This is a genomic window from Pseudoalteromonas sp. NFXS39, assembly GCF_040148775.1.
Lineage (GTDB): Bacteria > Pseudomonadota > Gammaproteobacteria > Enterobacterales > Alteromonadaceae > Pseudoalteromonas > Pseudoalteromonas apostichopi.
This window is the reverse complement of sequence record NZ_JAGDEC010000002.1, coordinates 435,236-461,163: the sequence shown is the minus strand read 5'-3', so window position 1 is coordinate 461,163 and position 25,928 is coordinate 435,236. Positions and strand designations below refer to the sequence as shown.

The 25,928-nt window shown below is 40.3% G+C and carries 23 protein-coding genes; 8 read left to right on the top strand and 15 right to left on the bottom strand.

Going from position 1 to position 25,928, the window contains the following annotated elements; translation table 11 throughout:
- Window positions 1-11 precede the first annotated feature (11 nt).
- From zipA to J3455_RS05580, 6 genes are all read right to left on the bottom strand, one after another.
- Window positions 12-740, bottom strand: a complete 729-nt coding sequence (zipA, locus tag J3455_RS05605; protein ID WP_130051867.1) for a cell division protein ZipA — start codon at window positions 738-740, stop codon at window positions 12-14.
- 37 nt (window positions 741-777) lie between these two features.
- Window positions 778-4,179 (bottom strand): chromosome segregation SMC family protein, encoded by a 3,402-nt coding sequence (locus tag J3455_RS05600; RefSeq protein ID WP_167658501.1) that lies wholly within the window; start codon window positions 4,177-4,179, stop codon window positions 778-780.
- Between the two features lie 60 nt (window positions 4,180-4,239).
- The gene (locus tag J3455_RS05595) at window positions 4,240-4,971 is read right to left on the bottom strand and encodes a TrmH family RNA methyltransferase (protein WP_349561312.1); all 732 of its coding nucleotides are present in this window, start codon (window positions 4,969-4,971) and stop codon (window positions 4,240-4,242) included.
- A gap of 111 nt (window positions 4,972-5,082) precedes the next feature.
- Window positions 5,083-5,529, bottom strand: coding sequence for a flavodoxin (locus J3455_RS05590; protein ID WP_130051870.1), 447 nt, complete (start codon window positions 5,527-5,529; stop codon window positions 5,083-5,085).
- A complete protein-coding gene (truC, locus tag J3455_RS05585) occupies window positions 5,516-6,289 on the bottom strand; it encodes a tRNA pseudouridine(65) synthase TruC (protein ID WP_130051871.1) in 774 nt (257 codons plus the stop codon). Before truC ends, J3455_RS05590 begins: the two co-directional genes overlap by 14 nt.
- A 1-nt stretch (window position 6,290) precedes the next feature.
- On the bottom strand, window positions 6,291-6,605 hold the full coding sequence (locus J3455_RS05580) for a YqcC family protein (protein WP_130051872.1): 315 nt from the start codon (window positions 6,603-6,605) through the stop codon (window positions 6,291-6,293).
- Between the two features lie 126 nt (window positions 6,606-6,731).
- On the opposite strand from J3455_RS05580, the gene J3455_RS05575 reads away from it, so the two are divergent.
- Complete coding sequence (locus tag J3455_RS05575; protein ID WP_256854712.1) at window positions 6,732-7,760, top strand: DUF3549 family protein; 1,029 nt, start codon at window positions 6,732-6,734, stop codon at window positions 7,758-7,760.
- Window positions 7,761-8,060: a DUF3301 domain-containing protein gene (locus tag J3455_RS05570; RefSeq protein WP_178926790.1), complete on the top strand. Its 300-nt coding sequence runs from the start codon at window positions 7,761-7,763 to the stop codon at window positions 8,058-8,060.
- A gap of 711 nt (window positions 8,061-8,771) precedes the next feature.
- On the opposite strand, the gene J3455_RS05565 is transcribed toward J3455_RS05570, so the two are convergent.
- Window positions 8,772-9,419: a GNAT family N-acetyltransferase gene (locus J3455_RS05565; protein WP_167658497.1), complete on the bottom strand. Its 648-nt coding sequence runs from the start codon at window positions 9,417-9,419 to the stop codon at window positions 8,772-8,774.
- A 147-nt stretch (window positions 9,420-9,566) separates the two neighbouring features.
- Between J3455_RS05565 and J3455_RS05560 the strand changes: the two genes are divergently transcribed.
- The 3 genes from J3455_RS05560 (at window position 9,567) to J3455_RS05550 (ending at window position 10,991) form a co-directional block, all read left to right on the top strand.
- Complete coding sequence (locus J3455_RS05560; protein ID WP_036969581.1) at window positions 9,567-9,797, top strand: DUF2789 domain-containing protein; 231 nt, start codon at window positions 9,567-9,569, stop codon at window positions 9,795-9,797.
- 154 nt (window positions 9,798-9,951) lie between these two features.
- Window positions 9,952-10,218 (top strand): hypothetical protein, encoded by a 267-nt coding sequence (locus tag J3455_RS05555; protein WP_130051876.1) that lies wholly within the window; start codon window positions 9,952-9,954, stop codon window positions 10,216-10,218.
- Window positions 10,218-10,991 (top strand): Zn-ribbon-containing protein, encoded by a 774-nt coding sequence (locus J3455_RS05550; protein ID WP_130051877.1) that lies wholly within the window; start codon window positions 10,218-10,220, stop codon window positions 10,989-10,991. The genes J3455_RS05555 and J3455_RS05550 overlap by 1 nt, the downstream gene beginning before the upstream one ends.
- Window positions 10,992-11,041: 50 nt before the next feature.
- On the opposite strand, the gene syd is transcribed toward J3455_RS05550, so the two are convergent.
- Entirely contained in the window at window positions 11,042-11,581 is a 540-nt protein-coding gene (gene syd / locus J3455_RS05545) for a SecY-interacting protein (protein ID WP_349561307.1), read from the bottom strand.
- 59 nt (window positions 11,582-11,640) lie between these two features.
- Between syd and queF the strand changes: the two genes are divergently transcribed.
- Window positions 11,641-12,486, top strand: coding sequence for an NADPH-dependent 7-cyano-7-deazaguanine reductase QueF (gene queF, locus J3455_RS05540; protein WP_130051879.1), 846 nt, complete (start codon window positions 11,641-11,643; stop codon window positions 12,484-12,486).
- Window positions 12,487-12,554: 68 nt separating this feature from the next.
- Here queF and J3455_RS05535 read toward each other — a convergent pair whose 3' ends face one another.
- Window positions 12,555-13,589 (bottom strand): isoaspartyl peptidase/L-asparaginase family protein, encoded by a 1,035-nt coding sequence (locus tag J3455_RS05535; protein WP_130051880.1) that lies wholly within the window; start codon window positions 13,587-13,589, stop codon window positions 12,555-12,557.
- 125 nt (window positions 13,590-13,714) lie between these two features.
- A complete protein-coding gene (locus tag J3455_RS05530) occupies window positions 13,715-14,419 on the bottom strand; it encodes a SapC family protein (RefSeq protein WP_130051881.1) in 705 nt (234 codons plus the stop codon).
- A gap of 230 nt (window positions 14,420-14,649) precedes the next feature.
- Between J3455_RS05530 and J3455_RS05525 the strand changes: the two genes are divergently transcribed.
- Window positions 14,650-15,372 carry a DUF6445 family protein gene (locus tag J3455_RS05525; RefSeq protein WP_178926786.1) on the top strand — a complete coding sequence of 241 codons (723 nt, stop codon included), beginning with the start codon at window positions 14,650-14,652 and terminating at the stop codon, window positions 15,370-15,372.
- A 38-nt stretch (window positions 15,373-15,410) separates the two neighbouring features.
- On the opposite strand, the gene J3455_RS05520 is transcribed toward J3455_RS05525, so the two are convergent.
- From J3455_RS05520 to pgi, 5 genes are all read right to left on the bottom strand, one after another.
- Window positions 15,411-16,922 carry a tryptophan halogenase family protein gene (locus J3455_RS05520; RefSeq protein WP_130051883.1) on the bottom strand — a complete coding sequence of 504 codons (1,512 nt, stop codon included), beginning with the start codon at window positions 16,920-16,922 and terminating at the stop codon, window positions 15,411-15,413.
- Between the two features lie 239 nt (window positions 16,923-17,161).
- Entirely contained in the window at window positions 17,162-19,702 is a 2,541-nt protein-coding gene (locus J3455_RS05515; RefSeq protein ID WP_130052307.1) for a TonB-dependent receptor, read from the bottom strand.
- Between the two features lie 707 nt (window positions 19,703-20,409).
- Entirely contained in the window at window positions 20,410-21,120 is a 711-nt protein-coding gene (gene pgl / locus J3455_RS05510) for a 6-phosphogluconolactonase (RefSeq protein ID WP_130051884.1), read from the bottom strand.
- 5 nt (window positions 21,121-21,125) lie between these two features.
- Window positions 21,126-22,598, bottom strand: a complete 1,473-nt coding sequence (zwf, locus tag J3455_RS05505) for a glucose-6-phosphate dehydrogenase (protein WP_130051885.1) — start codon at window positions 22,596-22,598, stop codon at window positions 21,126-21,128.
- Between the two features lie 268 nt (window positions 22,599-22,866).
- A complete protein-coding gene (gene pgi, locus J3455_RS05500) occupies window positions 22,867-24,513 on the bottom strand; it encodes a glucose-6-phosphate isomerase (RefSeq protein ID WP_130051886.1) in 1,647 nt (548 codons plus the stop codon).
- 348 nt (window positions 24,514-24,861) lie between these two features.
- Here pgi and J3455_RS05495 point away from each other — a divergent pair, with 348 nt between their 5' ends.
- Window positions 24,862-25,893: a LacI family DNA-binding transcriptional regulator gene (locus J3455_RS05495; RefSeq protein ID WP_130051887.1), complete on the top strand. Its 1,032-nt coding sequence runs from the start codon at window positions 24,862-24,864 to the stop codon at window positions 25,891-25,893.
- The last annotated feature ends 35 nt before the right edge of the window (window positions 25,894-25,928 follow it).

Sequence of the window (25,928 nt, the reverse complement as noted above, 5' to 3'; positions counted from 1 at the left end):
TGTGCGTGCGATTAAGCTGAAAAGCTGCGAACTTTCTCAACATACTCACGAACGCTTTCAACCGTCATTTCTTCACGGTTGCTATCTAAAATAGTTGCGCCAAATTCATCGGCTAACTTTTTAGCTGCACTGTGCAACATATTAAATGCACTTAGACCATCACCATCACATGGAAGGGTCATAAATAAGCTAATTCCCGCAGTGCTAAATTGTTCCATATTATCAATATCGAACGTGCCAGGGTTATACATATTCACTAAACGGAATAAAACAGGACCAGTGCCTGCTGGGTCTAAATGACGGTTAAAGAAACCTTCTTCAGAGTACTTAAAACCTAACATATTAACAGCTGGTAATAGTTGGCTGCCAGCCATAGTTAAGCCTTCTGGCATTTGTAAATGCACAATAATGAAATCACTTGGTCCTTGAGCATCTGCTTGCTCTTGATCTGTTTCTTCTTGCTGAATCTCAGTTTCTTCAACCACTTCTTCTGAAACAACCGGTTCATCGTGACTTTCTGCTGAAAAGCTTAAATCACCAAACTCTGGTTCATCACGCTCTTGTGACATTGCTTTCGTTGGTTCTTGAACTTCACTGGTTGTTTCAGTTGGTTCAACCCGTTCCACTGAAGGCGCATCTGGACTGTCCTTTTTTCGCACCGACCATAAGCCGTGAATTAATAAACCACCAATGACAAATACACTGATTACGATTAAAGCCCATCTTAATTCTTCGGCCATCCCCTCACCTTTATTATTTGATATGCCTAATTAAATTTTATGCTTGTGCCATTTGCACAGCTTGTTCTATATCTACAGCCACCATACGAGATACGCCTGGCTCAGCCATAGTTACACCAGTCAACCTGCCTGCCATTTCCATAGCAATTTTGTTATGACTAATATAAATAAATTGTACTGATTGTGACATCTCTTCTACCAAACGGCAAAAACGACCCACGTTCGCATCATCCAATGGTGCATCCACTTCATCTAGCATACAGAATGGAGCTGGATTGAGCCTGAATATTGAAAACACCAATGATAATGCGGTCAGCGCTTTTTCTCCACCACTAAGCAGGTGAATTGTCGAATTTTTCTTTCCAGGTGGTCTAGCCATGATGCTCACCCCACTTTCAAGTAGATCATCACTGGTCAATTCGAGGTAAGCACTGCCACCACCAAATACTTTCGGGAATAATTCCCCAAAGTCTGTATTTACTTGTTCAAACGTCGCCTTAAAACGGTTTTTTGTTTCTCGGTCTATTTTTTGAATCGCCCCTTCCAGGGTATTTAGCGCTTGCGTTAAATCATCAAGTTGCTGATTTAAATAATCGCTGCGTTGTTTAGCCTGCTCAAACTCATCAATTGCCGCTAAATTCACAGCGCCGAGCTCATTTAAAGCTTGTGTGGTTTTTGTCAGCCTAGTTTGCATGCTATTTAAATTGGCATTGTCAGGCAATTCTTCAAGTACTGTTTTTAAATTTTGTTCCAGTTCTGCAAGTGGCTCTAAAGCCGCTTGAGCTTTAACGATTAAACTTTGCTCATCCAGTGCTAATGCTTGCAACTGCTCTTGTAGCGTAACTAGCTCAGATTGCGATGATTTCAACGCTGTTTGCTTATCAGCAAGCTCCTTTTTAGCTTGACTCAAGGCCGCTTGCAAGTTTTTCAGCTCAACATCACTTTGTTGATGCTTTTCAAGCAGTAGCATAATTTGCTCTGTCACCTCTTCAAGCGGGATCACTAATTCTTCTAGCTGCTCGTTGAGCTCTAATACCGCTTCACTCGCAGCATTTTGCGCTGCATTGGCGTGTTGCAATTTAGTTTCGCTAAGTTGACACTCACTGCGAGCTTTTTGCTCAGCCAAGTTTGCTTGATGCGCCTGAGTTTTATATTGCTCAAGCTGAGAAGCAACTTGGCGATAACGGTTATTTGCCTCAGTTTGCTGGTGTTTTGCTTGCTCTAACTCAATTTCAAGTTCTAATTGCTGCTCTAGCAATTGTTCAAGTAAACACTGCTGAGTTTGTTGCTGCTCATCAGCATTTTGCTTTTGCTCAGCCAATAAAGTTTGACGCTGCTGTAACTTTACAAGCTGGTTTTGCCACTGCGTTTGCTGCTCTAGCAACATGTCACGTCGCGTGCTGGCCGATGCTATCTGCTGAGCCGCTTGGTGAATTCGCTCTCTGTATTGCTCTTTGTCAGCGATAAGCGTTTTCTTATGTGCTAGATGCTCATTTAGCAATTGCTGCTTTGTTTCTAATTGCTCGTTGAGTTCTTCATCTAACTGCTGTGCATCACTGAGCTGGGCATGCTTTAAAAGCAATGAATTATCGGCGTCTTTATTGGCATTAGAGTGAAAGTTACGCCCATGAATATGGCCTTCTTCATCAATAACAGCTAACCAAAAAGGATCCGCTAAAATAGCTTCATCAAAATGGGGTTGAAAAGCAAACCGTGCTAATAAATCAGGGTAAACACCCGTTTCGATATAATTAGCTAATGACCCTTTTGGTAACGCAGCACTATCAGTCGCAGGCCAAACACTGTTAGCCTCTTTATGTTGATTCACCTTTAGATGCTCTAGACCTAGCAGAGCTTGCTCAACTAAAGGCTCAAAGCCAGAAGTAACTTTTAACTGCGCTAATAAAGAGACACTCCCGCTGTCAGTTTGCTCTACTAGCAAGGAATTAAGCGCAGCAATGCTGGCTCTATTTTCATTACTGTGCTGTTGAACCCGTCTAAAATCCTGTTCTAAGTGCTGTTGCTCTTTATCAGCTTGTTCTAGATTCTGAGTTAGCTTATTCAGCGCACTTTGCTGCTGCGCAAGTTCTTTTGTCAATGTTTGAATATGCTGTTGCTGCTCAGCAATTTGTGCTGCAACTGGGGTGGCTTCAAGCTCACTAATTTCAGCGGCGAGTTGTGCCTGCTGAGATTCAAGTTGTGCAAGTGTCTGTGCAAAATGCCTTAGCTGACTTTTTGCGACAGTAATATCACTGCTATGAGCTTGATTTTTCTGTAATACGCTTTGATATTGCTCATTAGCACTTTGCGTGCTTTGCTGTTGCAAAGCAACTTGTTCTTCAACCTCTGCTACTTGCTCAGCGCACAACAAACTTTGCTCAATCGCTTCTTGTAGCTGCTCTTGTAAAATGGCGGCTGAGGCGTGTTGCTCTTCTTGCAGCTCTTTATTTTGTAACTGCAGTTGTTGCTGTTTGATAAGGTTTTGGCTAAGTGTTTGCTGTTGCTGCTTTAAGCTGATCTGTTGCTGCTCTTTGCGCGTCAAATCAGTGTGTGTTTGATGCTGAGCCTGCTGTGCGTCTTGCAGTTTTTGCTGCTCAAGCTGCACCTGATTTTCAAGACTTGCTAAAACATCATCATGGCCAGAATGCGCTTCTTTAAAGAACTTGATTTGCTCTTTAAGTTTATTAATTTGCTCAGCTTTCTCGATTTGTTGTTGGTGTAACTTCTGCCACTTTAAAACCGCAATTTGCCCTTTTAAGGTGCGCTCAGTGGCTTTTAGCTCTCGGTATTTTTTAGCATCGACTGATTGCACCGCAAGCTTATCAAGCTGTGTTTGTAATTCCTGTCTTACATCAAGTAAACGTTCAAGGTTTTCGCGGGTACTTTTAATGCGGGTTTGCGTTTCACGACGACGCTCTTTGTACTTTGAAACCCCCGCGGCTTCCTCTAAAAAAACTCGTAAATCAGCCGGTTTGCTCTCAATTAAACGCGAGATCATGCCCTGCTCAATAATCGCATAGCTGCGCGGGCCAAGACCAGTGCCTAAAAAGATATCGGTAATATCACGCTTACGGCATTTACTGCCATTTAGGAAATAAATTGACTGGCCATCTCGCGTCACTAAACGCTTAATCGCTACTTGGTTTCGATCAGCAAAGGTATTTGGAAGGTGACCACTAGTGTTATCAAATACTAATTCAACAGAGGCTTGCGAAATAGGTTTTCGATTAGTTGAGCCATTAAAAATAACATCGGTCATGGCATCGCCACGTAAGTTTTTAGCTGAACTTTCACCTAACACCCAACGCACTGCATCGATGACATTTGATTTGCCACAGCCGTTCGGGCCGACAACACACGTCATCTGATCAGGAAATGGGATCTTAGTGGGTTCAACAAACGATTTGAAACCCGCTAATTTTATGGTGCTTAAGCGCATCTAATTGTTTTACCGATTTTTATTGTTATTCTTCAATTTAACCCATTTTAGGGTAAAAGGTTAAGCGTGGCGCTTAAAATTATCTAAAATAATACCTGTTGCCATAGCTACATTGAGCGATTCTGCTTGGCCATATGCCGGAATAGTTATTTTATCAGTAACTAAGCTTTCGCAATCAGTACGTATACCATGAGATTCACTGCCCATTAGTAATACGGCATCTTGCTTTAGAGCGGTTTTGTGGATGTTCTCACCTTCTAAAAATGCACCATACACAGGAAGGTTTAAACTAGACAAGTAATTGCTTAAGTCAGTTTGCGAGACACACACGCGAGCAAATGAACCCATGGTTGCGCTAATAGTTTTCGGGTTATAAGCATCCGCACTGTCTGCGCTTGTAACAATATGCTTAATACCATACCAATCAGCAACACGAATAATCGTGCCCAAATTACCCGGATCCGACACACCATCAAGGGCTAAAATTAATCCCGATTTTGGTAACGATTGCTGACTTGGCATATCAACAACAGCAATTGCGGCGTTGTTACTAACGAGCGTACTGGCTTTAGTTAGGCTGTCTTCGTCTGCTTCAATGACTTGATGGGCTGCAAGCGCAGATTGGTGCGCAGAAATAAATGCAGGGGTCGCAAAAATATGGGCAACACTTAAACCACTGTTTAGTAATTCAAGTACATTTTTTTCGCCTTGAACAAGGTACTGGTTATATTGCTTTCGGTATTTCTTTTGACCTAATGCACGAATTAGTTTCAGTTGGTTTTTTGAAATCATAACAGCCTCATAAAATGATGGTCTAGTATATCACCAAGGTCACAGATTCTGTACTCGAAAAACCAAGGGGAAAGTGCCAATTGCTTATTCAATCAGCACTTTTAAGAGACACTAGCTAATTTTTGTCAGCCATTCATTTAACCATGGCTCAGTAACAGGCCAAGGCTCAAAATCTTCACAGGCATCAATTTCTAAACGATGACCAACAGGTTTTGCCTGTAAATCACGAAACAGCTCATCAAAACTGCGACCTGCGCCACAAAACGTATCGCCATAGCTACGGTCACCCATAGCAATAATGCCGTATTGCTTGCCTGTTAACATAGGGAATTGATCATTCAGTTGGCTGTATAAAGCGACTAAGTTATCAGGAATATCCCCCTGACCCGTCGTTGAAGTGATCACTAAAATATGTGACGCAGCCAGCATGTCATCGACCGTGCCATTTTCAACTAATTGCGCTTGATGCTCTGACTTTTCAATGACTTCAATAACTTGTTCGCTTAAGCGCTCGGCACCGCCGTAAACACTGCCGACAAAAATACTAATGGTTGCCATAATAATCCTTTTCTTCTGTTGGCCAGCCAAGTTGCTGGCAAATCGTTAACATTGCATCGCCTAATGGCGCTTTAATTGTTATTGGTTGCTTGCTATAAGGGTGCACAAACTTTAATTCAGAGGCAAATAACATTAAACGACGAAGCTGAAAATGTTCTCTAAAAAATTGATTATGCTGATTATCACCATGATTTACATCACCAATAATTGGCAATGATAAATGCTTTAAATGACGACGAATTTGATGCTTGCGACCAGTTTTTGGAAAACACTCCACCAGCGAGTAACGAACTGTTGGGTACTTACCTATTGGAATAGGTAAGCTTGCTTGGTGCAGGCAATGGAATTGCGTTTGTGCTTCTTGCGGTGCTTTATCTTGATCAGCAAACTTATCGGCAATTTTATCAAGCTCTTCTTTTAAAGGTTTATCTAAGAAGATTGATTCGTTTAAAAAGCCTCTGACTAAAGCTAAGTAACGTTTTTCAATTTGCCCATCAATAAATAACTGGTTCATGTCACGGGCTGCTTCTGAACTTAACGCAAACAGCAATACGCCGGACGTTGGTCTATCTAAACGATGTACAGGAAACACGTGTTGACCAATTTGGTCACGCAGCATTTGCATAGCAAATTGGGTTTCGTGTTTATCTAAAAACGAACGGTGAACCAATAAACCTGACGGTTTATCAATCGCAATGTAATTTTCATCGCGGTACAAAATCGTTAACTCGTCAAATTGTGGCTTAACAATCTCTTGCATGTTAGTTATCACTTAAAAGTTGATCGAGTTTTTGTAAAACGGTAATCACATCATTTCCGCCACTGTGTTGTGCCAGCATCATTTCAGCCATAGGTGCAATTGCAAAATTACGGGGTAAAGGCTGAGCATGTGCGATTAAGGTATGCATTTTTTCAAGAAAAACAAATTGCAGCCATTGCTCAAAGGCCATAGTGTCGTGGCAAAACGGTACACTTGAATTGAGCGCACTTGGGTCAATGGCTGTTGTTTGCCAAAATGAATGGCGTTGTAATGTGGATTCTAATTCGCGCAGCAGCGCCAAAGTCTGTTGATGCATTGTAAAACTCTTAATACCTTTTTACTTAGGGAAGGTAAACAGACCCTAGTATACCCTGTTCCAAGGCGCCATGGTATGGCGTATAATTCACGACTGATATAGATTAATAACGGTAATTGAGATTTTATGACTGAGCAGATCGCCACTTTAGGGCAACTTCTGGATGCAGCAGGTACCACTTGGCGTGCCTTCGATATTGGCAGACACATCACTAAATTAGACAAAAAACAATTTCTTGCCATTGAAGAGACAAAAATCCCTTACCCATACCCGCTTGCTGGTCATGCTTGGCTTGCTATTCAATTTTGGGATGTAAAAGCGTCTAAAGAACCTTATGTATGGTTTTTAAAATTCCCACTAGATGAGCAAAGCCGCCTAGTAAGCGCAAGCCGCGACCACTTCGCGAATATGGTAATTGAAGCACTCGGCACTGAAATTACCAGTGAAAATGCCGAAGGCAAACTAGATAACAATCCGTATGTATTTACGCCAAACGCGAACAAGCTAGCAGCATTTAATGCGCAGGTTAAATGTTTACTTAAACAAAGTGCCTCACAGTATTACGAATATGCTCAGCTTTATTTTTCAGGCAAGCTTGGTTTTGATAATTGGCAAAGTGTTGCAGTACAAGGTATTGCTGATTTTGCAATGCGTTTAGATAACGACAACAACTTAGCGAACCTACAAGCAGCTTGGGGGCAATTACCTGTAGAAGTATTACAGCCGCTTAGTGCCATGCTTGAACATGTTGCAATCGAACCCGTGTTTGCAGAGCAATTGTTAGCCTATGGTTTAAATGCCATAGAGCATAAAGACGACATCGCCCTTGTCGCAGCTCTTAGAAGTTTATCAAAAACACCGGCGCAAGGTTTAACTGCACAACTTGTTGATGCTGTATTACGCTCGGATATGAACAGCCACTCTGATGTACTATTAACGATTGCAGGGCGTTGTTTTAGCACGCTAGAAGACCCTGACCGCTTACATGTGTTTATGGATTGCTGTGCGCACCATACTGAGATTGAGCAGCTGTTTGTGAGTATTTTCACCGATTTAGTTGCAATTCCTAGTATTCGCCCTCACCTACTTGGTTTATTAAGACAAGAAAATCGTAGCGAAACACTCGCTCGAGCAATTGGAAGGTTATTTTCGTAAATGGCAGGTTTGTGGACACTCATCATCATTGGCAGCATCATCTATTTTTTTTGGTTAAACAGAAAAGTAGCCGAAGCTGCTAACCTTCATGCGCAGAGACAAATTGAGCAATTGAATGTGCAATTGATGAGTGTTGCTTGTAACAAACGCAGAATTGGCATTTTAAAAAGCGGTAAACCAGGCATTAAAAGCGAGTTTATTTTTGAGTTTTCAAGTGATGGACAAAGCGTGTATCAAGGTGTTTTGATCATGGAAAATGAACTGCTTAAAAGTGTAGTAATACCGCCCCATAAGATTTAAGTTGCGAGTTGCGAGTTGCGAGTTGCGAGTTGCGAGTTGCGAGTTGCGAGTTGCGAGTTGCGAGTTTTACAAATTAACTGTTACTGCGAAAAATGCAAACCCTATAAAGAACTAAGGCGTAGCTATTAGCCACGCCCCAATCTTGCTACTTCCATGATTAAGTATCCTTACTTACGCCGAAGCTGCCTTTTTATCTTTCCCCTGAACGGGTATACATCCGATACACCCACCATGCTACTTCATGTAACATTTAACACATCCTAGTGCCGTCCTCTTGCCGTCAATGGCTATCCACTTCGTTTTCCAAACGCTCCTTTTAGCTTCCTGCTAAATTCATCCTTTGGTCAGTCCTTTTCAATCGCTCCGCGATTGTACTGCATCCTGGCAGTGTCCTCGTTCTTCCTTGCTTCCCTAGCTCTTGTCCCTTTGCTTCCTGCTAAGCATCTTGCTTTGTTGCCATAATCCTAATCCTTGGCATCAGTTCAATCATTGAACCTGTGTCTTACTGACATTGTTAAGTTTAGAGAAACGAGGAATTCTTGATAGGCATAAAAAGTAATTTTTTCCATGTCACAAAAAAGACAAAAACAATAAACCCTTTAAAATCACTAAGATGAACGATTTTAGGTACAAAAATAACAGCATTAAACTGACAATGCGCACAGCAATGTAAGACTTATCTCACATTGCTATTTCCAAAACGTCCTTTCATCAATTTGCAGCTTTAAACATCAAATCTCCTTCGACTTGATTAAAACTAAGACCCTTGAATACGTCAAACCCTTCAGAGCTAAAAAATTCACGTTGCTCAGGGCGGGTAACAAATACTGCTAACCCGCTTGCTTGATTGCTTGATTCAACTAAATCATTAAGACCACGAAGCAAATAGCGCCCTAAGCCTTGTCCCTGAAAGTGTGGGTCAACGGCAATGAAGGCTAAAAACAAATAATGACCTTTGCTCGAAAGAGCTTCACGGATAGTGCGCTCTTTTTCTATAAGCTGATTTGTCTGTAAATAGCCTGCACTGAGCATCAACTTTAAGCGCCAATGCCAATATCGTTCAGCTTGTAGTTCACTTGCAGAATCAAATACACAAGCAATCGCTTTTAATCTACTTTGCGAGTAAAGGCCTATTAATGGCTGTTTTTCTTGCCAAAAACTTGCCAGCTCTTCACGCACCAAAGCACGTAATTTAGTTTCATATTTACTTGGGCTATCTTTTTGAAAACCTAGTACATTCTGAAGAACAGGGTCATCATGATAAGCCTGATAAATAAGGCTTGCAGCAGTGCTAATATCTTCAGCACTTAGGTATTGCACACTTAAGGTTTCGGGTTCAGCAACTGTCAAAATACTCATCCTTTTATTTGTTTTATTATTTTAGTACTAGACTATAAGGTATATACCCTACTGCGATTAAAGACAAATTCAGCGTAAGTTAAACTGCTGTTCATCATCATTAAGTTCAAGCAGTAATAATTATCGCCATACACAAGGAGCAGAACTATGGATACGACAAAACATGACATTTCGACACTATTTGCACAACTTGGTTTGCCAAGTAAAGAAAGTGAAATAGATGCTTTTATAGCATCACATCAACTGTCTGATACGACCCTATTGCAGGAGGCACCTTTTTGGGATGAAGCTCAGCAACACTTTTTAGCAGAATCACTTGCTGAAGATGGTGCTTGGAGTGAAGTGATTGATGAATTAGATGCAAGGTTACGCCAGTAACTCCAGCTAACTTATTTACAAGCTCGAATTACAATTTTTAGCTCGTAAATAAGGAAAGTAATTTCACTCCACATCTATTATTGCTACCATACGCACGCACTGCAGCCCATATACTGCGGTGCTTTTTAGTCTTTATTAAAGAGTTAACACAAAAATGAATGCCGTTGTATTTGATGCAATTAAAACCCTTCTTGATGAAGGTAAAACCCCGACAGTTGCCTTAACCAAAAGTAAGCTAACTCAACCAATGCCGATGCCTGTGATCATCGCAGCTGTTAGCCAATATAAAAACAACCCGGATTCAATTAATAATTTCATAAATAACCCGTCGAATGAACAACTAATTACACCAAAAGAAAGTCAATTGGATCGTATTGAAGCTAAATTGGATAGGTTATTAGCACTGCTTGAGAAGAAATAATGTTTGTTGTCGATCTGACTTTTGATTGCTACCAAGATACTACCTTAGAACTTGCTGAGCAGGCGATAAATCGCCTGGTCAATGCACTTCGTTTTAACGGCCAAATTATTGGTGACGAATTTCCAACCGTTTTAAAGGATGGATTTTTTATTACCCGAGTGATGTGCCCAACCGAAGATGCAATGCATCCACTCAATCATAGCCCGTTTGTAAAGCACAGTATTGAGCAATTAAACACTGCAGGATTACTAGCACCAAAAGTTAAAGTGGTCGGCCAAGACATTCACTCAAATGGCGCAGACATGTGTAATGACCCCTCATGCTATATTTTATATACCACTTATGTTCACACCTGCAGCCCTCTTTATTGCGGTGATGACTTTTTACCTGTACCGTTATTTCGTATTCCGGCGATTGCCAATGGCGATTACAAAACACTGATAAAATGGCAAGAAGACTGGCAAGCATGCGATCAAATTCAGATTAATGGTGCTACCCGTTGTGAATTTCCTGCTCTTGAAGAGCTGACTAGCATCAACAGTGACTTATATCGCCGTGGTCGCGATATCACTAAGCGTATTAGTTACTTAACAAAGAAGCCGGTTTATTATTATTTATATCGTGTTGGCGGAGTGGATAAAGAGTCAGAGCTAAAACGTCGCTGCCCAAGCTGTGATGGCGACTGGAAATTATCTGAACCTTGGTTTGGTTTATTTGATTTTTGTTGTGAGCCTTGCGGTATTGTTTCTAATATCTCGTGGGATTTTCAATAACTTGCTTTCAAACACAAAAAAGGGGCAATAGCCCCTTTTTAACCAAACAGTTAAACCGTTACTTTATCTAAAAATTCACTAATGCTATTTGCTAACACATGATGTGGTTTCTTACCTACGTATTCTAAGCAAACCTCACCGCTTTCTACTAGCACAGTAATAAGTAAATCATCTTGTTCTGTCAGGCCAATAAACACCGTTTCTGGTTGCTTTAACTTACGCTTCATCAGCACGTGACCGGTAATATTTTGCTGTAAGCGGCTAAAATCATCTTCATTCCATGCTTGGAGCAGTTCAATGTGATGATCATCAACACTCAATAACAAATTACCCGCATATAAATGACCAAACAATGGGTTTAAGTCATCAGGAAAAGATAACTCAAGCGCTTTGGCTAAGTCATCTAAACTTCCGGCAGGTTGCTGTGGGACTGCACACCACTGAATAAGACCCTGCTCATCAAGCTCGCCCTGCTCACATGGACTTGGCCATGCTGTATCATGTTCAATAACAGGAAGCTTTCCTGTGCGTTCTAGGCATTTTTCACTAAATGCTTGATGTAACTTATCTAATTTTGTAGAAACAGACATACTGCGAAACTCATTGGCTTTAGGTATAATGCCTCCATTGTAACTACAAAAGTGTAAAGATGACAGATTACAGCAACTCACCCGAACTGAAAAACAGTGTTCTTGGTAAAAGCACAGAGTACGTAGATACCTATACACCAAGCTTATTGTTTCCTATTGCCCGCAAACTAAACCGTGATGCATTAGGGGTTAGCGAAGATAACTTACCATTTAAAGGTCAAGATATTTGGACTGGCTATGAATTATCGTGGCTAAATAGCAAGGGTAAGCCTATGGTCGCTGTGGCAATATTTGTATTTCCTTGCCAAAGCAGTCACATCATTGAGTCAAAATCATTCAAGCTATATCTGAATAGTTTTAATCAGACACGTTTTGCAGCTATTGAAGATGTACACCACGCGCTTAGTAAAGACTTGTCAGAGGCCGTGAATGCGCCTGTTACGGTTAATTTATACCAAGCAGACGATTTCAACTGTTTACCATTTACAGCGTTACCGGGAGAATGTATCGATGACCTTGATATCGAAATTACGAGCTATGATATTGATGCAAGCTCACTTCGCCACCATGGTGATGACATTGTCTCAGAAACACTACACAGCCATTTACTAAAATCGAACTGTTTGATCACCTCACAGCCAGATTGGGCTAGTGTGATTATTCGTTATAAAGGCCAAGCAATTTGCCATGAAGCCTTATTAAAATATTTGATTTCGTTTCGTACTCATAACGAATTTCATGAGCAATGCGTAGAGCGTATTTACTGTGATTTAATGCAACAGCTAAATCTCGAAGAGCTTGAAGTATATGCCCGCTATACACGCCGAGGCGGTTTAGATATCAATCCTTATCGCTCAACGAATCAAGACGAAACACCATTCAAAGTGAAGATTAATCGCCAATAAATCCTTATTAGCAATAAAAAACCGAGTTACAAACTCGGTTTTTTATGTCTGGCACCTACTGAATGCCATTATTCGCCTTTAAAAATACCCACATAAGTTGGTGATGTATTTGATTTACTCGCACGATACATTCCGGCAGTGTTAAACGGCAAACTAATATTACCTTTGGTATCAATGATGATCACTCCACCAGTACCACCCACTGGCATTAAAACATCATGGATCACTTCGTTACCTGCTTCAACAATAGTTTTACCTTGGTATTTTACGCGAGCACAAATGTCTGCTGCCACATTGTAACGAATGAAATACTCACCATGGCCGGTTGCAGATACTGCACATGATTCGTTCTCAGCAAAAGTACCTGCACCAATTACTGGTGCGTCGCCTACTCTGCCAAAGCGTTTTGCCGTCATACCACCGGTTGAAGTACCTGCAGCAATATTGCCGTTTTTATCAAGTGCAACCGCACCTACCGTACCCATTTTATAATTAACTGGTAGCGCTTTGTGTGCTGCTTGGTAATCTTTGCTCGTTACTTTTTGTTTATCGAGTTTTTCTTTCGCTTTTAATAACGCTTTGTAGCGATTTTCTGTATCGAATAGGTTGTTTTCAACCAGCGGCATACCTTGCGTTTTTGCAAACTCTTCTGCACCTTGACCACTGAGCATGACATGCACTGATTTTTCCATCACTAGGCGAGCAAGATTGATGGGGTTTTCAATATGTTTAACCCCAGCAACAGCACCTGCTTGGCGCGTACGGCCATCCATAATTGATGCGTCAAGCTCATGGGCACCATCATAGGTATATACAGCACCGCGACCGGCGTTAAAATACGGAGAGTTCTCAAGTACATTAATTGCCGCGGTGATGGCATCTAGGCTCTCGCCGCCTTTTTCAAGCACGGTATAGCCTGTTTCTACTGCTTCTTTTAATTTTGCGCGATAAGCTTTTTCTTGCTCTGGAGTAAAGCGGCTCTTTTCAATCGTCCCTGCACCACCATGAATGGCAATAGCAAAGGGCTGCTCGGCACTGTGACTTAAGGTACTTAATGATAATGCGCTAAGCGCAATGGCTGAGGTGAGTAATGTTTTTAGCATAGGGGCACTTATATTTCTTTTAGTTGTAAGCCCAATGTGAATAATTCGGCGCTGCTTTTCAAGCATTAACCGATGAAAGAAACAAAAAAAGCGCCTAATGGCGCTTTTTCTTTAGCAGTTTAAAATTAAGCTTTTGCTGCTTTTAAACGTGCTAAACGAGCTACTTGGTGAGTAGACGTTAAGAAAGAGTAGATAGGTGCTAAATAGCCACGTTTACGAAGATCTAAGAACTCTTCATCGCTTAGTGAGTTAAGTTTTTTCTCATCAACAAGGTAAATACCGTTGATGTCTTTTTTCTCACCTTTGATTTCTACAGTTAGCGTTTGTGCAACAAGTAGTTCTTTATCTGCAAGGTATTTAGTGAATGCTTCAGTTACCTGAGAAAACTCAATGAAAGAAACAAGTGCTTCTTTACGACGCTTAAGGTATTCAGTTTCTTCACCGTTTTCGAAAAGTGCGTTACCCGTTTCTTCGCTTACAAGCGGGCTTGCTTCGTCGATTACAATACCAAACTGATCAGCTTCTGGGTGCTTAACAAGACCAAGAGGGTAACGAGTCATAGACATAGGTGCAAATGCAGCTGTCCATTTATCATCTTGAATGAAAAGGTTTTCGCCTGGCTCTAGACCAAATAAAGCAACTGCTTGGAATTGGCCTGATTCGTTGTTTTTAACAAATGCCATTGGGAATTCATTTGCCATGCGTGCAAATTCGTGTGCAACCACAGGTACTAAGTGCTGAGTTTTCATGAACTCAATGTTGATGCCATTTTGAACTTTAATGTTGGCATGTTTTTCGTTATGTAAAGGCTGTACTTGTTGCTCCGCCATGATACTGCTCCATTAATTTTATATATGTTTTTGCTGTTAGTGCCCAAAGCCTATAGGTTTTGGCAACAAAAAGGAAGTGAAAATTTTGTGGCAGTTTGTACATTATAAATTAACAAATTTAGCTACCTTATCAATTAACCTTAAACGGCGAAAAAACAAACTATAACCACGCAAATATTATCACTCATAAGCCACTATTTTTGTTAGTATATTCAATAATTATGGAATGAGTGAGACAAACAATGGAAGGCTATCAATTAAATAAAGACTATAAAGTAAGCAGTGTATTCATTACTGAAATTAATGAAACAGTGATCATTATTGATGACTTTTTAAAATACCTAGAGCCAGTTTATCACTTTGCCGCAAATACTGCGTACTTTCAGCCTCTTGGTAGTGATGGAACACTCTACCCAGGCAAGCGTGATGAAATGCCAGCCCCCTATTATCGTGCTTTTGAGCAGTTAATTAGCGAGCTTTTAGAGCATGGAACTATTACAAGTGGTAAAAACAATTTATATCTCCATCGCTGCAAACTTTCACTAGTTACTCAAAATGCAAATGAATTAAATACGTTGCAGCGTATGCCACATATTGATTCAACCGATGATAAAACATTTGCAGCTGTGCATTATTTGTCTCCAAAAGAATGGGGTGGCACAGGGATATACAAATACTTACCCGATAACATTATTAAAGTGACAGCCGATAATCAAAATAGTGTGCATCAAATGATTGCTGATACAGAAAAACACAGCGCAACTCATCAAGGTTACTTAAATGAAACAACAGAGCTTTTTGAAAAAGTGATTAATATAGAAGCCAAAGTGAATAGACTAGTAATTTATAAGAGTAACTTACTGCATAGCGCAGCTCTTTTTAATACCAAAAAGTATAGTAATGACATAAACAACAGCCGATTATCTGTCTCTTCTTTTTTTAGAATAGAATGAACTGGCTAGCTTTGATAGCCAGATCATCTAAGTGAAATTTAGTACTTCTGTAAGCCAAATTTCTTTATTTTATCTAACAGCTCCCTGTGCTCAGGTAGCTCATTCAATAACTGCTTTATGCGTTGCTGTTTAAATTCAGCAACTTGTTGATTGTCGCTCTGCTTGGTTTGCTGCCTTGCCGGTACATAATGCATACCAAACAGTACATATAAGTAGTTTTCTAAGTCAAATAAATCGAACTTACTGGCAAAGTCTTCTCGTACCGGTGTAAAGCGCTGCCAGCGTGCTAGGTTACTTTTTAGTTTTTCTGATAACTGGTCGGTTTTTTTGTTATCACGCCAAAAGGCCGAGTCAGTTCTATCCGAAATACAGTAATGCATTTTTATAAAATCAAAGGTTTGTTGCCATACATAATTAACATGCTGATTGTAATCATCAGCAACTAAGTTAATATCATCTCGGGTACGAGGAAAGCGTTTGGCTAATAAACCCGCAGAAAAATCTGCAATTAAAATGGCTGTGGCTTCAAGTGGCTCAACAAACCCTTGCGACAATCCTACGGCGACACAGTTTTTGTGCCACATTTTTTCTCTGTGCCCTACTTTCATCGGGATCTTTCTTGGCGTTAAGTGCTCAAATTTGTTACCTAAGTAACGATGTAACTTTTCATGAGCTTGTTCGTCGCTCATATACTTAGATGAATAAACAAAACCCACTCCCCTTCGCTCTGTAAGCGCAATATCCCAAATCCACCCTGCTTGATGTGCCGTTGCAATTGTGTAGGGCGGTATTTCATCATCGCTTTGTGTAGGCACTTGCAATGTGATTGCAGTATCAGTTAATAAGCTATCTGATTTATCAACAAAACCAACTCCCAGCTTTTGTCCTATAAAGGCAGCCGAAAAACCAGAGCAATCGATAATAAAGTCAAATTGCAAGGCAGTACCTTCTGAGTCGATTAGGTGTGTAATGAAGCCATGCTCATCACAGGTGACATCTTTAATTTCTGCAAACAGGTGTTTAACAGCAAAATGTTGCGTGGCATGACTTCCTAAGAATGCAGCAAACTTTTTAGCATCAAAATGATAGGCATAACCGTTGACACCGGCATATTGTGGAGTCGCAATTGTTTTTGGTGCTAAATTATTTTCACAGCACGCATGCTGCTTAGAAACAAACTCAGCGTAATCATTGCCGCTGCCTTCAGCAAGCCACTGCTGTGTTAACTGCTCACCAAAAATATGTGGGTGATCAAATAAATGATGGTAAAAGTTAGCACCATGTTTGTGTTTATCTAGCCAATTTACAAACTTGATTGACTGCTTAAAAGTAACATCACATTCATTGATAAAGTCACTTTCACTGATACCAAACTTTTGTAAAGAGTTACGCATCGAAGGAACTGTACCCTCACCAACCCCGATGCTGGCAATATTAGGTGACTCGATTAATGTAATTTCAATGCCACTTTGTAACAGTGCATGACCTAAATGGTTAGCAGCTAACCAACCTGCGGTCCCGCCACCAACAATTGCGATTTTTTTTATCATTTATACTCGCCCACTTTTTATACCAATTCGCTTAATTAAATGGTCTTTTTTGAGGCAATAAAACCTCGTTGATAACAAGGCAAAAATTTCGTTATTTAGTTGTTCTAAATCAGAAATTTTTAACGCAGGTAGCGACAGGTTTAATCCCTCAAAATAACTAAGTATTATTGCGGATTGGTATTACTCACAAAAAAGCCCAGTACGAGCTGGGCTTTCTTAATTTCGTTATCTAAATCAAATTAGAAACGTAGTGATACACCTAGCTTGTAGCGTGCTTCACCTTCAAAGCTCCATGCTGGGTAGCCGTTTCGAAGCTCTGGAACAACTTCTGCATCTGAAGGAGCAACACCGATTTGTACGCTATCTTCTTCAGTTAAGTTAACAGCTTCAAACGTTACGTCAATATTATCAGTTACGCTGTAGTTAGCACTGAAATCAAGTGTACCGTATGATTGGTGCTCACGGTTACCGTAGAAGCCTGGAAGCTCACGGATCATGTACTCTGAACGCCAGTTATAAGCTAAACGAGCTGAGTAAGTATCTGTTTCATAGTAACCCACAAGGTTCACAGTATGCTTAGACGAATCTGAGAATAATGGGATCATATCTGGGTAGTTTTCAGCTTCTGATGGTGCATCAACAAATGTGTAGTTTGCTGAGTAACCAAAGCCACTATCAAAGCCATCTTGAATTTGTAGCTCGATACCTTCGATTTGACCACCACTTGCATTTAGCTTAGTAGATAGAGTCCAGTTATCACCTTGAGTATCAGGGTCCACGACACCAATTTGTTGATTTAAGATTTGGCTTGAGGTAACAAATGATGTGATGTCTTTGAAGAAGTAAGTTGCACTTACCATACCATCACCATCAAAGTACCACTCAATACCTAAATCAGCTTGAGTTGCTTTGAATGGGTTAAGACCAACGTTACCTTTAGTTAGTACCTCATTATTTGCTGTACCATCAGCGTAACCTGCAAAAGATGATGCAGAGAACATATCAGTGTAGTTAGGACGTGCAATAACTTGTGCTGCAGAGGTACGTAAAATAACATCTTCAGCTAAATCAAATGCGATATTGATGCTAGGTAATACGTCGTTGTAGCTTGCTTTATCAGTACTAAGTGAACTCTCGTACTCACCGTTTGCAAAACCGTAGTAATCTGACTCTGCATCTGTTGAGATATAACGTAAACCGAAGTTACCGCGGATAGATTCTGCAGAGAATTCAGCCATTGCGTAAACTGCAAAGTTTTCTTCTTCGATTGTACCGTAACCTGAACGATATACAGCTGAATCATTATCGAAGCTTGAAATTGCAGCACGTGCATCAGCTACCATCTTGTCAAAATCTGGCTCTGGTAAAGTGAAACCAGCACCTGATGACATAGTACCTGAGTAGTAAGTCTCACCATCGCCACTAGGTAATGTATCAACTAAAGTAGTTGAATAAGTTTCTTGTTTTACTTCGTGGTCTGCCCAACGGAAACCTGTTTTGATTGCAGTAATAGCACCAAAGTCTACAGGGAAAGATAGATCAACCTGTGCATAAGTTTCTTCATCTGTGTTAGGTTGTTTTTTCAGAGCCCAACCAGCTGGAGATAATGGACCTGCAAAGTCTGATGGTTCAAAGTACTTGTTATTAATATCAATTTTTATCACATCGCCAGTTGCATCATAAGTACCAGCATAATCAGATGGAACACCAATGAAGTTACCGTAGTTTGCAGTTAGGTCTGTACCACCTTCTGATTCAGTTGTACCGAAACGACCTTTTAATGTGAAATTTTCACCTTCGTATTTAAGGCTGAAATCAGCTGTGTCAGATGACATGCTTGCAATACGTGCCCAAGTTTGAGTCCAACCCGGGTTTGCACCTTCACCAGTACGACGGTAGAAAGTACATGTACCAGATGCATTTGTTTGCTCACATGCAGCTTCTTTGTCGTCTGGGAACATCACGAAGTTTGAGGTGTTTGCATTGTTTGCATCTAACTCAAGGCTCATAATGTTTAAGCCTAACTCTAGGTTTTCTGTAGGACGATATTGGAAAGTTGCATTTAGTGCAGTACGCTCACGTTCTTGTTGGAACGTAGTAGGCACAATATCACCCCAGCCGATAAGTGACTCAATACCGTTACGTTGATAATTTGTTTCTGCCCAAGATACTGAACCTAGTAAACCGAATGTTTCCTCATCATTTTTCCAGCTAAACAAACCAGAAACTTGAGGATCTGTTTCTTCAGAGATTGTGCCGTAATCGCCTTTTACACTTAAGAAAGTCGTACCAGCGTCAAGATCAAGCGGCTTACGAGTGTTAACGATAACCGTACCACCAACACCACCTTCTACAACGTCAGCTTGAGAAGATTTATAAACTTGGATTTCACCAACTAGTTCAGGTGGTAAAAGTGTGTAGTTGAAACTACGGTCGATTGATTGTTGGTCATACCAACCTGTTGATGCAACAGTTTGACCGTTTAAAAGTGTGCGTGTTAATTGGCTTGAAGCACCACGAATCGACACTTGTTGACCTTGACCGAATTGACGATTAACTGCAACACCTGAAATACGACCAAGTGCTTCACCTACATCGCCATCAGGAAACTTACCAATATCTTCAGCAGAAACAGCATCGACAACGCTGTCAGCAAAGCGCTTAGTATTCATTGAAGCTTCAAGTGAACGGCGAATACCGCGGACTTCAATTACTTCAACATCTTCTTGAACTTTAGTTTCTTCTGCTGCGTATGCAGCACCAGTGAACCCAGCACTCATTACGAGGCCGATATTAACTGCTAATAAGCTTTTCTTAAAATTTTTAGCTAACACAGGATTCCCCTTGAATCATTTTGTTGGTTTTTTATATCACTTCTGCCCAGTGATGATGACAACGCTGTCATCTAGTAACAAACCATACACTCTAAATTACATTTGTGCTACATCTTTTTGGTTAATTTGTGCAAAAAATTTACAACAAAATAATCAAGTTATTGATATAACTAATGTTTAATATTGAGTTTTTAAGAATTGTTACAAATAAACGGCGCAAATATAGCATGACTGTTATCGCTGATGAAAAGACCTGAGGAGTGAGATTTTGACAATAACTAAAAATAACATCTATTTTTGTAAGCTTTAGTTTCCACTGAGCAATTATTAACCATAACTAAAAGTTATATAAAACCTTTTAACTAACAATAAATTAGCTTAATAAACTTGCTTGTTTCCAAAAGCATGCTGTCATAGACAAATTTTTTTAACTTTTTCTGGGCAGAATGAGCTAAAGGAATACTGAGAATAAAAATCAACAACAATGACAGCGCTGTCATTTTTAATTATATAGAGCCCTTTTGTTCTTGTCTAACACTTTATAGCGTTATTTAAAGAAAGCGTATTGATTCAAATGAATCACAAAAAGTGATTATTTAAAAACAAAAAAGCGAGCATAACAGCTCGCTTTTAAAGTTAGGTTTAATCTGCTTTTAAGGGGCCCAATAAACTTCAATATTGATATGTGGGTGATTCAATACTGCACGTAAAGGCATATCAGCAACTGCCCCCCCCTCTTTCGCTTGCTTATAAACAGCCAGTTTTTCTTCACCGCTAATTAAAAGCTTCACTACTTTAGAATCTGCGATAGCAGATAAAGTTAACGTCATACGCTCGGTGATTTTACCAGTCACATCACTTTCAATAGCGTTAATTGCACATACTAAATCATCTGTCGCAAGGCCGTGTTCTAGACCTTCAGCATGAGGGAAAAGAGAAGCCGTATGACCATCAGGACCCATGCCTAAAATTGTCACATCAAAAGGACGCTTTAATGCTTTGTATGCAGCTTCACATTCAGCTACACCGTTTTGTGCCGTTAATGCGTCATTTTTCATTGTTACAAAATTAGCTGCAGCGCCATGGTTTTGTAATAGCGTGCTTTTGATAAAAGCTTCATTACTTTTTTCATGATCAGCATCAACCCAACGCTCATCAACCATAGCAACATCAATGTTTGCCCAGTCAAGGTCAAGGTTTGATAAGTGTTTATAAGCAGGTGCTGGCGATGAGCCACCCGATACCATCAGTACCGCGCGACCATCTTCTTTAATACCTGCAACAAGGCTTTGCTCAAGGCTTGAAGAAAGCTCAGCTGTTAATTCGTCTTTGTTTGCAAAGAATTTTTCAACAATTGTTGCCATCTTAATTACGCCTTATCGCCTGTGTTAAACCATACATGGTTGTTTTCTTCTAACAATTCATCAGCATCTTCTGGGCCCCATGTACCTGCACGGTATAAAGATGGTGCACCTTTTTCTTGCCAACGTTCAATGATTGGGTCGATCCACTTCCATGCCTGACGAACTTCATCACGGTGAATAAACAGTGATGGATTATTTGCAGCTGCATCTAACATTAAGCGCTTATAAGCATCAGAATGGAAACCATTACTGTATGCCTGTGATAACTCAATGTTCATCGTCACTGGTTCTAATTGCATCTCAAGATTATCAAGGCGCTTAGACATCAGTGTTAATTGAATTGTTTCTTCAGGTTGTAGGCGAATAACAAGACGATTTGGCTCAATATTACCTACATTGTCTGTATAAACATTGTGTGAAACTTTTTTGTATTCAACAACGATTTCAGCACAACGCTTTTTCATACGTTTACCAGTACGTAGGTAGAAAGGCACGCCAGCCCAACGCCAGTTGTCGATATGCGCACGAATAGCAACGAAAGTTTCTGTTTTACTTGCGCCTTCGTTTAGCTCTTCTAAATAACCTGGGACGATTTTACCGTCTAAGTTACCTGGCACATACTGACCACGTACAATGTTCGCATCCACATCTTCAGCCACTAACGGACGTAACGACTCAAGTACTTTCAGTTTTTCAGTGCGGATACTGTTAGCATTTAATTTGTTTGGTGATTCCATCGCTACTAGGCAAAGTAATTGTAGCAAGTGGTTTTGTACCATATCACGTAATGCACCCGCTTTATCGTAGAAACCAGCGCGGCTTTCTAAACCAACAGTTTCCGATAGGCTGATTTGGATGTTATCGATTGATTTAGCATCCCACAGGTTTTCAAACAGTGAGTTTGAAAAACGCAATGCCATTAGGTTTTGTACAGTTTCTTTACCTAAATAGTGGTCAATGCGGAAAATTTGTTCTTCACTAAAGTACTCTGCAATTTTCGCATTAATGGCTTCAGCTGATTCACCACAGTAACCAATTGGTTTTTCAACAACAACACGTGATGTTTCTGTGATCAGGCCTTTCTTAGATAAGATTTCACAGCAGCTACCGTATACTGCAGGCGGTAATGAAAGGTAAAAAACACGAGACTTATCAGCGTCGTGTTCATTAAGGATATCTCTTAGTTTATCCCAGTCATCATCTGCTTCAGTCACATTTGATACAACTGGCACAAGGTAAGCAGAAAAAGCTTTCCAATCTTTTGCGTTGTATTCACCTTTACCTAAAAAGTCCTGTAAGGCTTTGTGCGCTGTTTCGATATATTCTTTACGTTTGCTTTCTTCGCGTACCGTAGGCAGGATACGAGAACCTTGAGGAAGGTTGCCCTCTTGATAAGCGCGATACATTGCAGGAAGTAACTTGCGTAGCGCAAGATCACCGCCGCCCCCAAAAATTACGATATCAAATGGATTTAACATATATCACTCTCTACATTGGCAATGCCATGTTAATCGACTCATTCAGTATGGCAGTGCGTGTTGTTATCTGGTTGATTGGCTGTGTTAGATGATCCCTTTAACAAAGCCTGTTGAATTTGTTTGTAAGTAGCTTACTCATTATTCTTATGTTGGCTGAAGTAAATGAGTCTTAGGGGCTCTGTAAATCCTCTCACAAAAATACAGGCCCTAAGAACTCCAGCGCTACCCGTTCAAAGGTATTCTGTTTGCAGCAGCTGCTGCGAATCTGTTACTGCTTACGATGTGTCTTATAGTAAGCGATCAGTCCGTTGGTTGAGCTATCGTGTGGATGACTAATTGAGTCATCAAATAGTTCAGCTTCAATTTTCGAGGCAAGTCCTTTACCTAGCTCTACACCCCATTGGTCAAATGAACAGATTTCTAAAATAATGCCTTGGCAGAAAATTTTGTGCTCATAAAGCGCAATTAAACGTCCTACCGTTTTCGCATCAACTTTATCTAATAACATTGACGTTGTTGGGCGATTGCCTTGGTGAATCTTGTGATTCAATAATTCTGCAATTTCTGCTTCAGATTTACCTTTTGCGGTCAAATCAGCAGTGACTTGCTCTGCATCAACACCGGCCATCATCGCTTCGGTTTGTGCAAAGAAGTTTGATAATAAAATATCATGGTGCTTACCAACATTTACTTGCGGCTCAATTGAAGCAATAAAGTCAGCAGGCACTATTACATTACCTTGGTGCAGACATTGGTAAAATGCGTGTTGGCCATTGATACCTGTCATACCCCAAATAATAGGAACCGTCGTATAAGGAACAGTTTCACCAGCAAAAGTAACATGCTTACCGTTACTTTCCATTTCACCTTGCTGTAAATACGCAGGTAACATGTGTAATGCTTGGTCATACGGTAAAATTGCTTGTGCGGTATAACCTAAAAAGCTAGTGTTCCATACACTTAAAAGCGCCATTAACAATGGTACGTTATTTTCAAATTCAGCATTTTTAAAATGCTCATCAATTTCAAACGCACCTTCTAGGATCTCTTCGAACGCGTCGAAGCCTAGGTACAAGGCGATTGGTAATCCTATCGCACTCCATAAAGAAAAGCGACCGCCTACCCAATCCCACATTGTGAATACGTTTTCATCAGCGATACCAAAGGCCGCTGTTTTTTCTAAATTGGTGCTTACAGCAACAAAGTGCTTAGCAATATGCTCTTGAGCTTGGGCTGTTTGTAGAAACCACTCAACAGCCGATTTAGCGTTAGTCATAGTTTCTGAGGTCGTAAACGTTTTAGATGAGATAACAAATAATGTTGTTTCAACGTCTAAACCTTGTAAAACAGATGCAATCTGAACACCATCAACATTAGATACATAGTGAACATTTAATGTGTCATCAGCATAAGCAGCAAGCGCTTCTGTTGCCATTTGCGGACCTAGGTTTGAACCACCCACACCAATTGCAACAACATCTTTCACAGCTTTACCTGTGTAGCCTAACCACTCACCACTGCGCACTTTGCTAACAAACGCTTTCATTTTAGCAAGCTCTGCGTTAACAGCGTCCGTTACATTTTCGCCATCAACCATTACAGCAGTGTTAGCGCGGTTACGTAAAGCAGTATGAAGTACAGCACGGTCTTCAGTAATGTTAATTTTCTCACCACTGAACATTTTGTCTCGCCATGCGCTAATGTCACACTCTTTCGCTAAAGCAATTAATTGTTCAAAAACAGTTTTATTAATTTGTTGTTTCGAGTAATCGAATAATACACCTGGGATCTGAGCAGAGAATTGCTCGAAACGCGTGCTATCTTTGGCAAATAAATCTTTAAGATGAATTTGTTTCATCTTTTTGGCACTTTCAGATAGTGCTTGCCAACTAGCTAATTGCGAACGGCTGCTCATATATATAATCCCCTAAAAACTTGCAACAAACTGATTTTTAAATATCTTTTTATTAATGTTGAATAAAGACAGCAATAAAAAATAAGATGAAAATTAACACTAAGTCAAAATGACAACGCTGTCAATGCTCTACTTTTACATTTTATAGTCGAGATAATAGCGCAATTTTTCTCTTTTGACACCGGTATCATAAAAATTATCTCAATTATTTTACTGCTAATTTAGTAGAACATTAGATACACTAACTAACTTATATTAAATATTAATGTACCTATTAAGAAAAAGCGCTCTAGCGAACACTTTTCAATATTATTATAATACAAATATAACTAACTATAAAGTAACAGTATGAAAGTAACCATAAATGATGTAGCCAAGCTCGCTGGTGTTTCAATGAAAACAGTCTCGCGAGTGATCAATAAAGAGCCATCGGTCAGAAAAAAAACTTACGACATAGTGATGGACGCTGTTAACACGTTGAACTATCAACCAAACCTTGCAGCTCGTAACCTAGCAGGCACATCGTCTTTTACTGTTGGTTTAGTTTATGACAACCCGAATGCTTATTATGTCATCGACATGCAAAATGGCGTATTGTCGCGTTGTAAAGAAGAAGGCTATGAACTAGTCATTCACCCTTGTAACTACCTCGATGGCAACATGGAAGAAGACTTCAAAACCATGATAAAGCGCTCTCGTTTGGCTGGTTTAGTGTTAACACCACCCCTATCAGAACAAAGCAGTATCATCGATATGCTTGATGAAATGGGCATTCATTATGTGCGTGTACTCTCCGGTCGCCCTACTGAGGAAGACCAAGACACCTGTATTTATGTAAATGACTACGCGGCTGCGTACGAAATTACTTCTCACTTACTCTCGCTTGGTCATAAAAACATTGGTTTTTTATGCGGCGATAAAGAACATAAATCTACGACTGAACGTTTAGCGGGTTATCAGGCTGCATTAAAAGATCACAGCATCTCATTGAAGGATGAGCTAATCTACGAAGGCCAGTACTCTTTTGAATCAGGTGTTGAAGGTGCAAAAGCATTGCTTGGTGAGAGTAACCCGAAAAGCATCACTGCCCTACTTGGCGGAAACGATGAAATGGCAGCTGGCGCGTTATTCGCCTCACGCTTAATGGGTATTGAAATTCCACAGCAGTTATCAATTACTGGGTTCGAAGATTCTCCATTCTCGCGTCAAACTTGGCCAAAGCTTACCACAGCCCATCAAGCAAATGATGTAATTTCACAGCATGCAGCACGCCTGTTGTTCAGAAAAACCCGTGGTGCACGGAATCAAGATAAAGACATTATCACGACCTTTACCCCATCATTAGTGGTACGTGAAAGTTCAGGCCCCATAACAGCCTAACTTAAACAGCTTACAAAAAAGCCGCTCAATAGCGG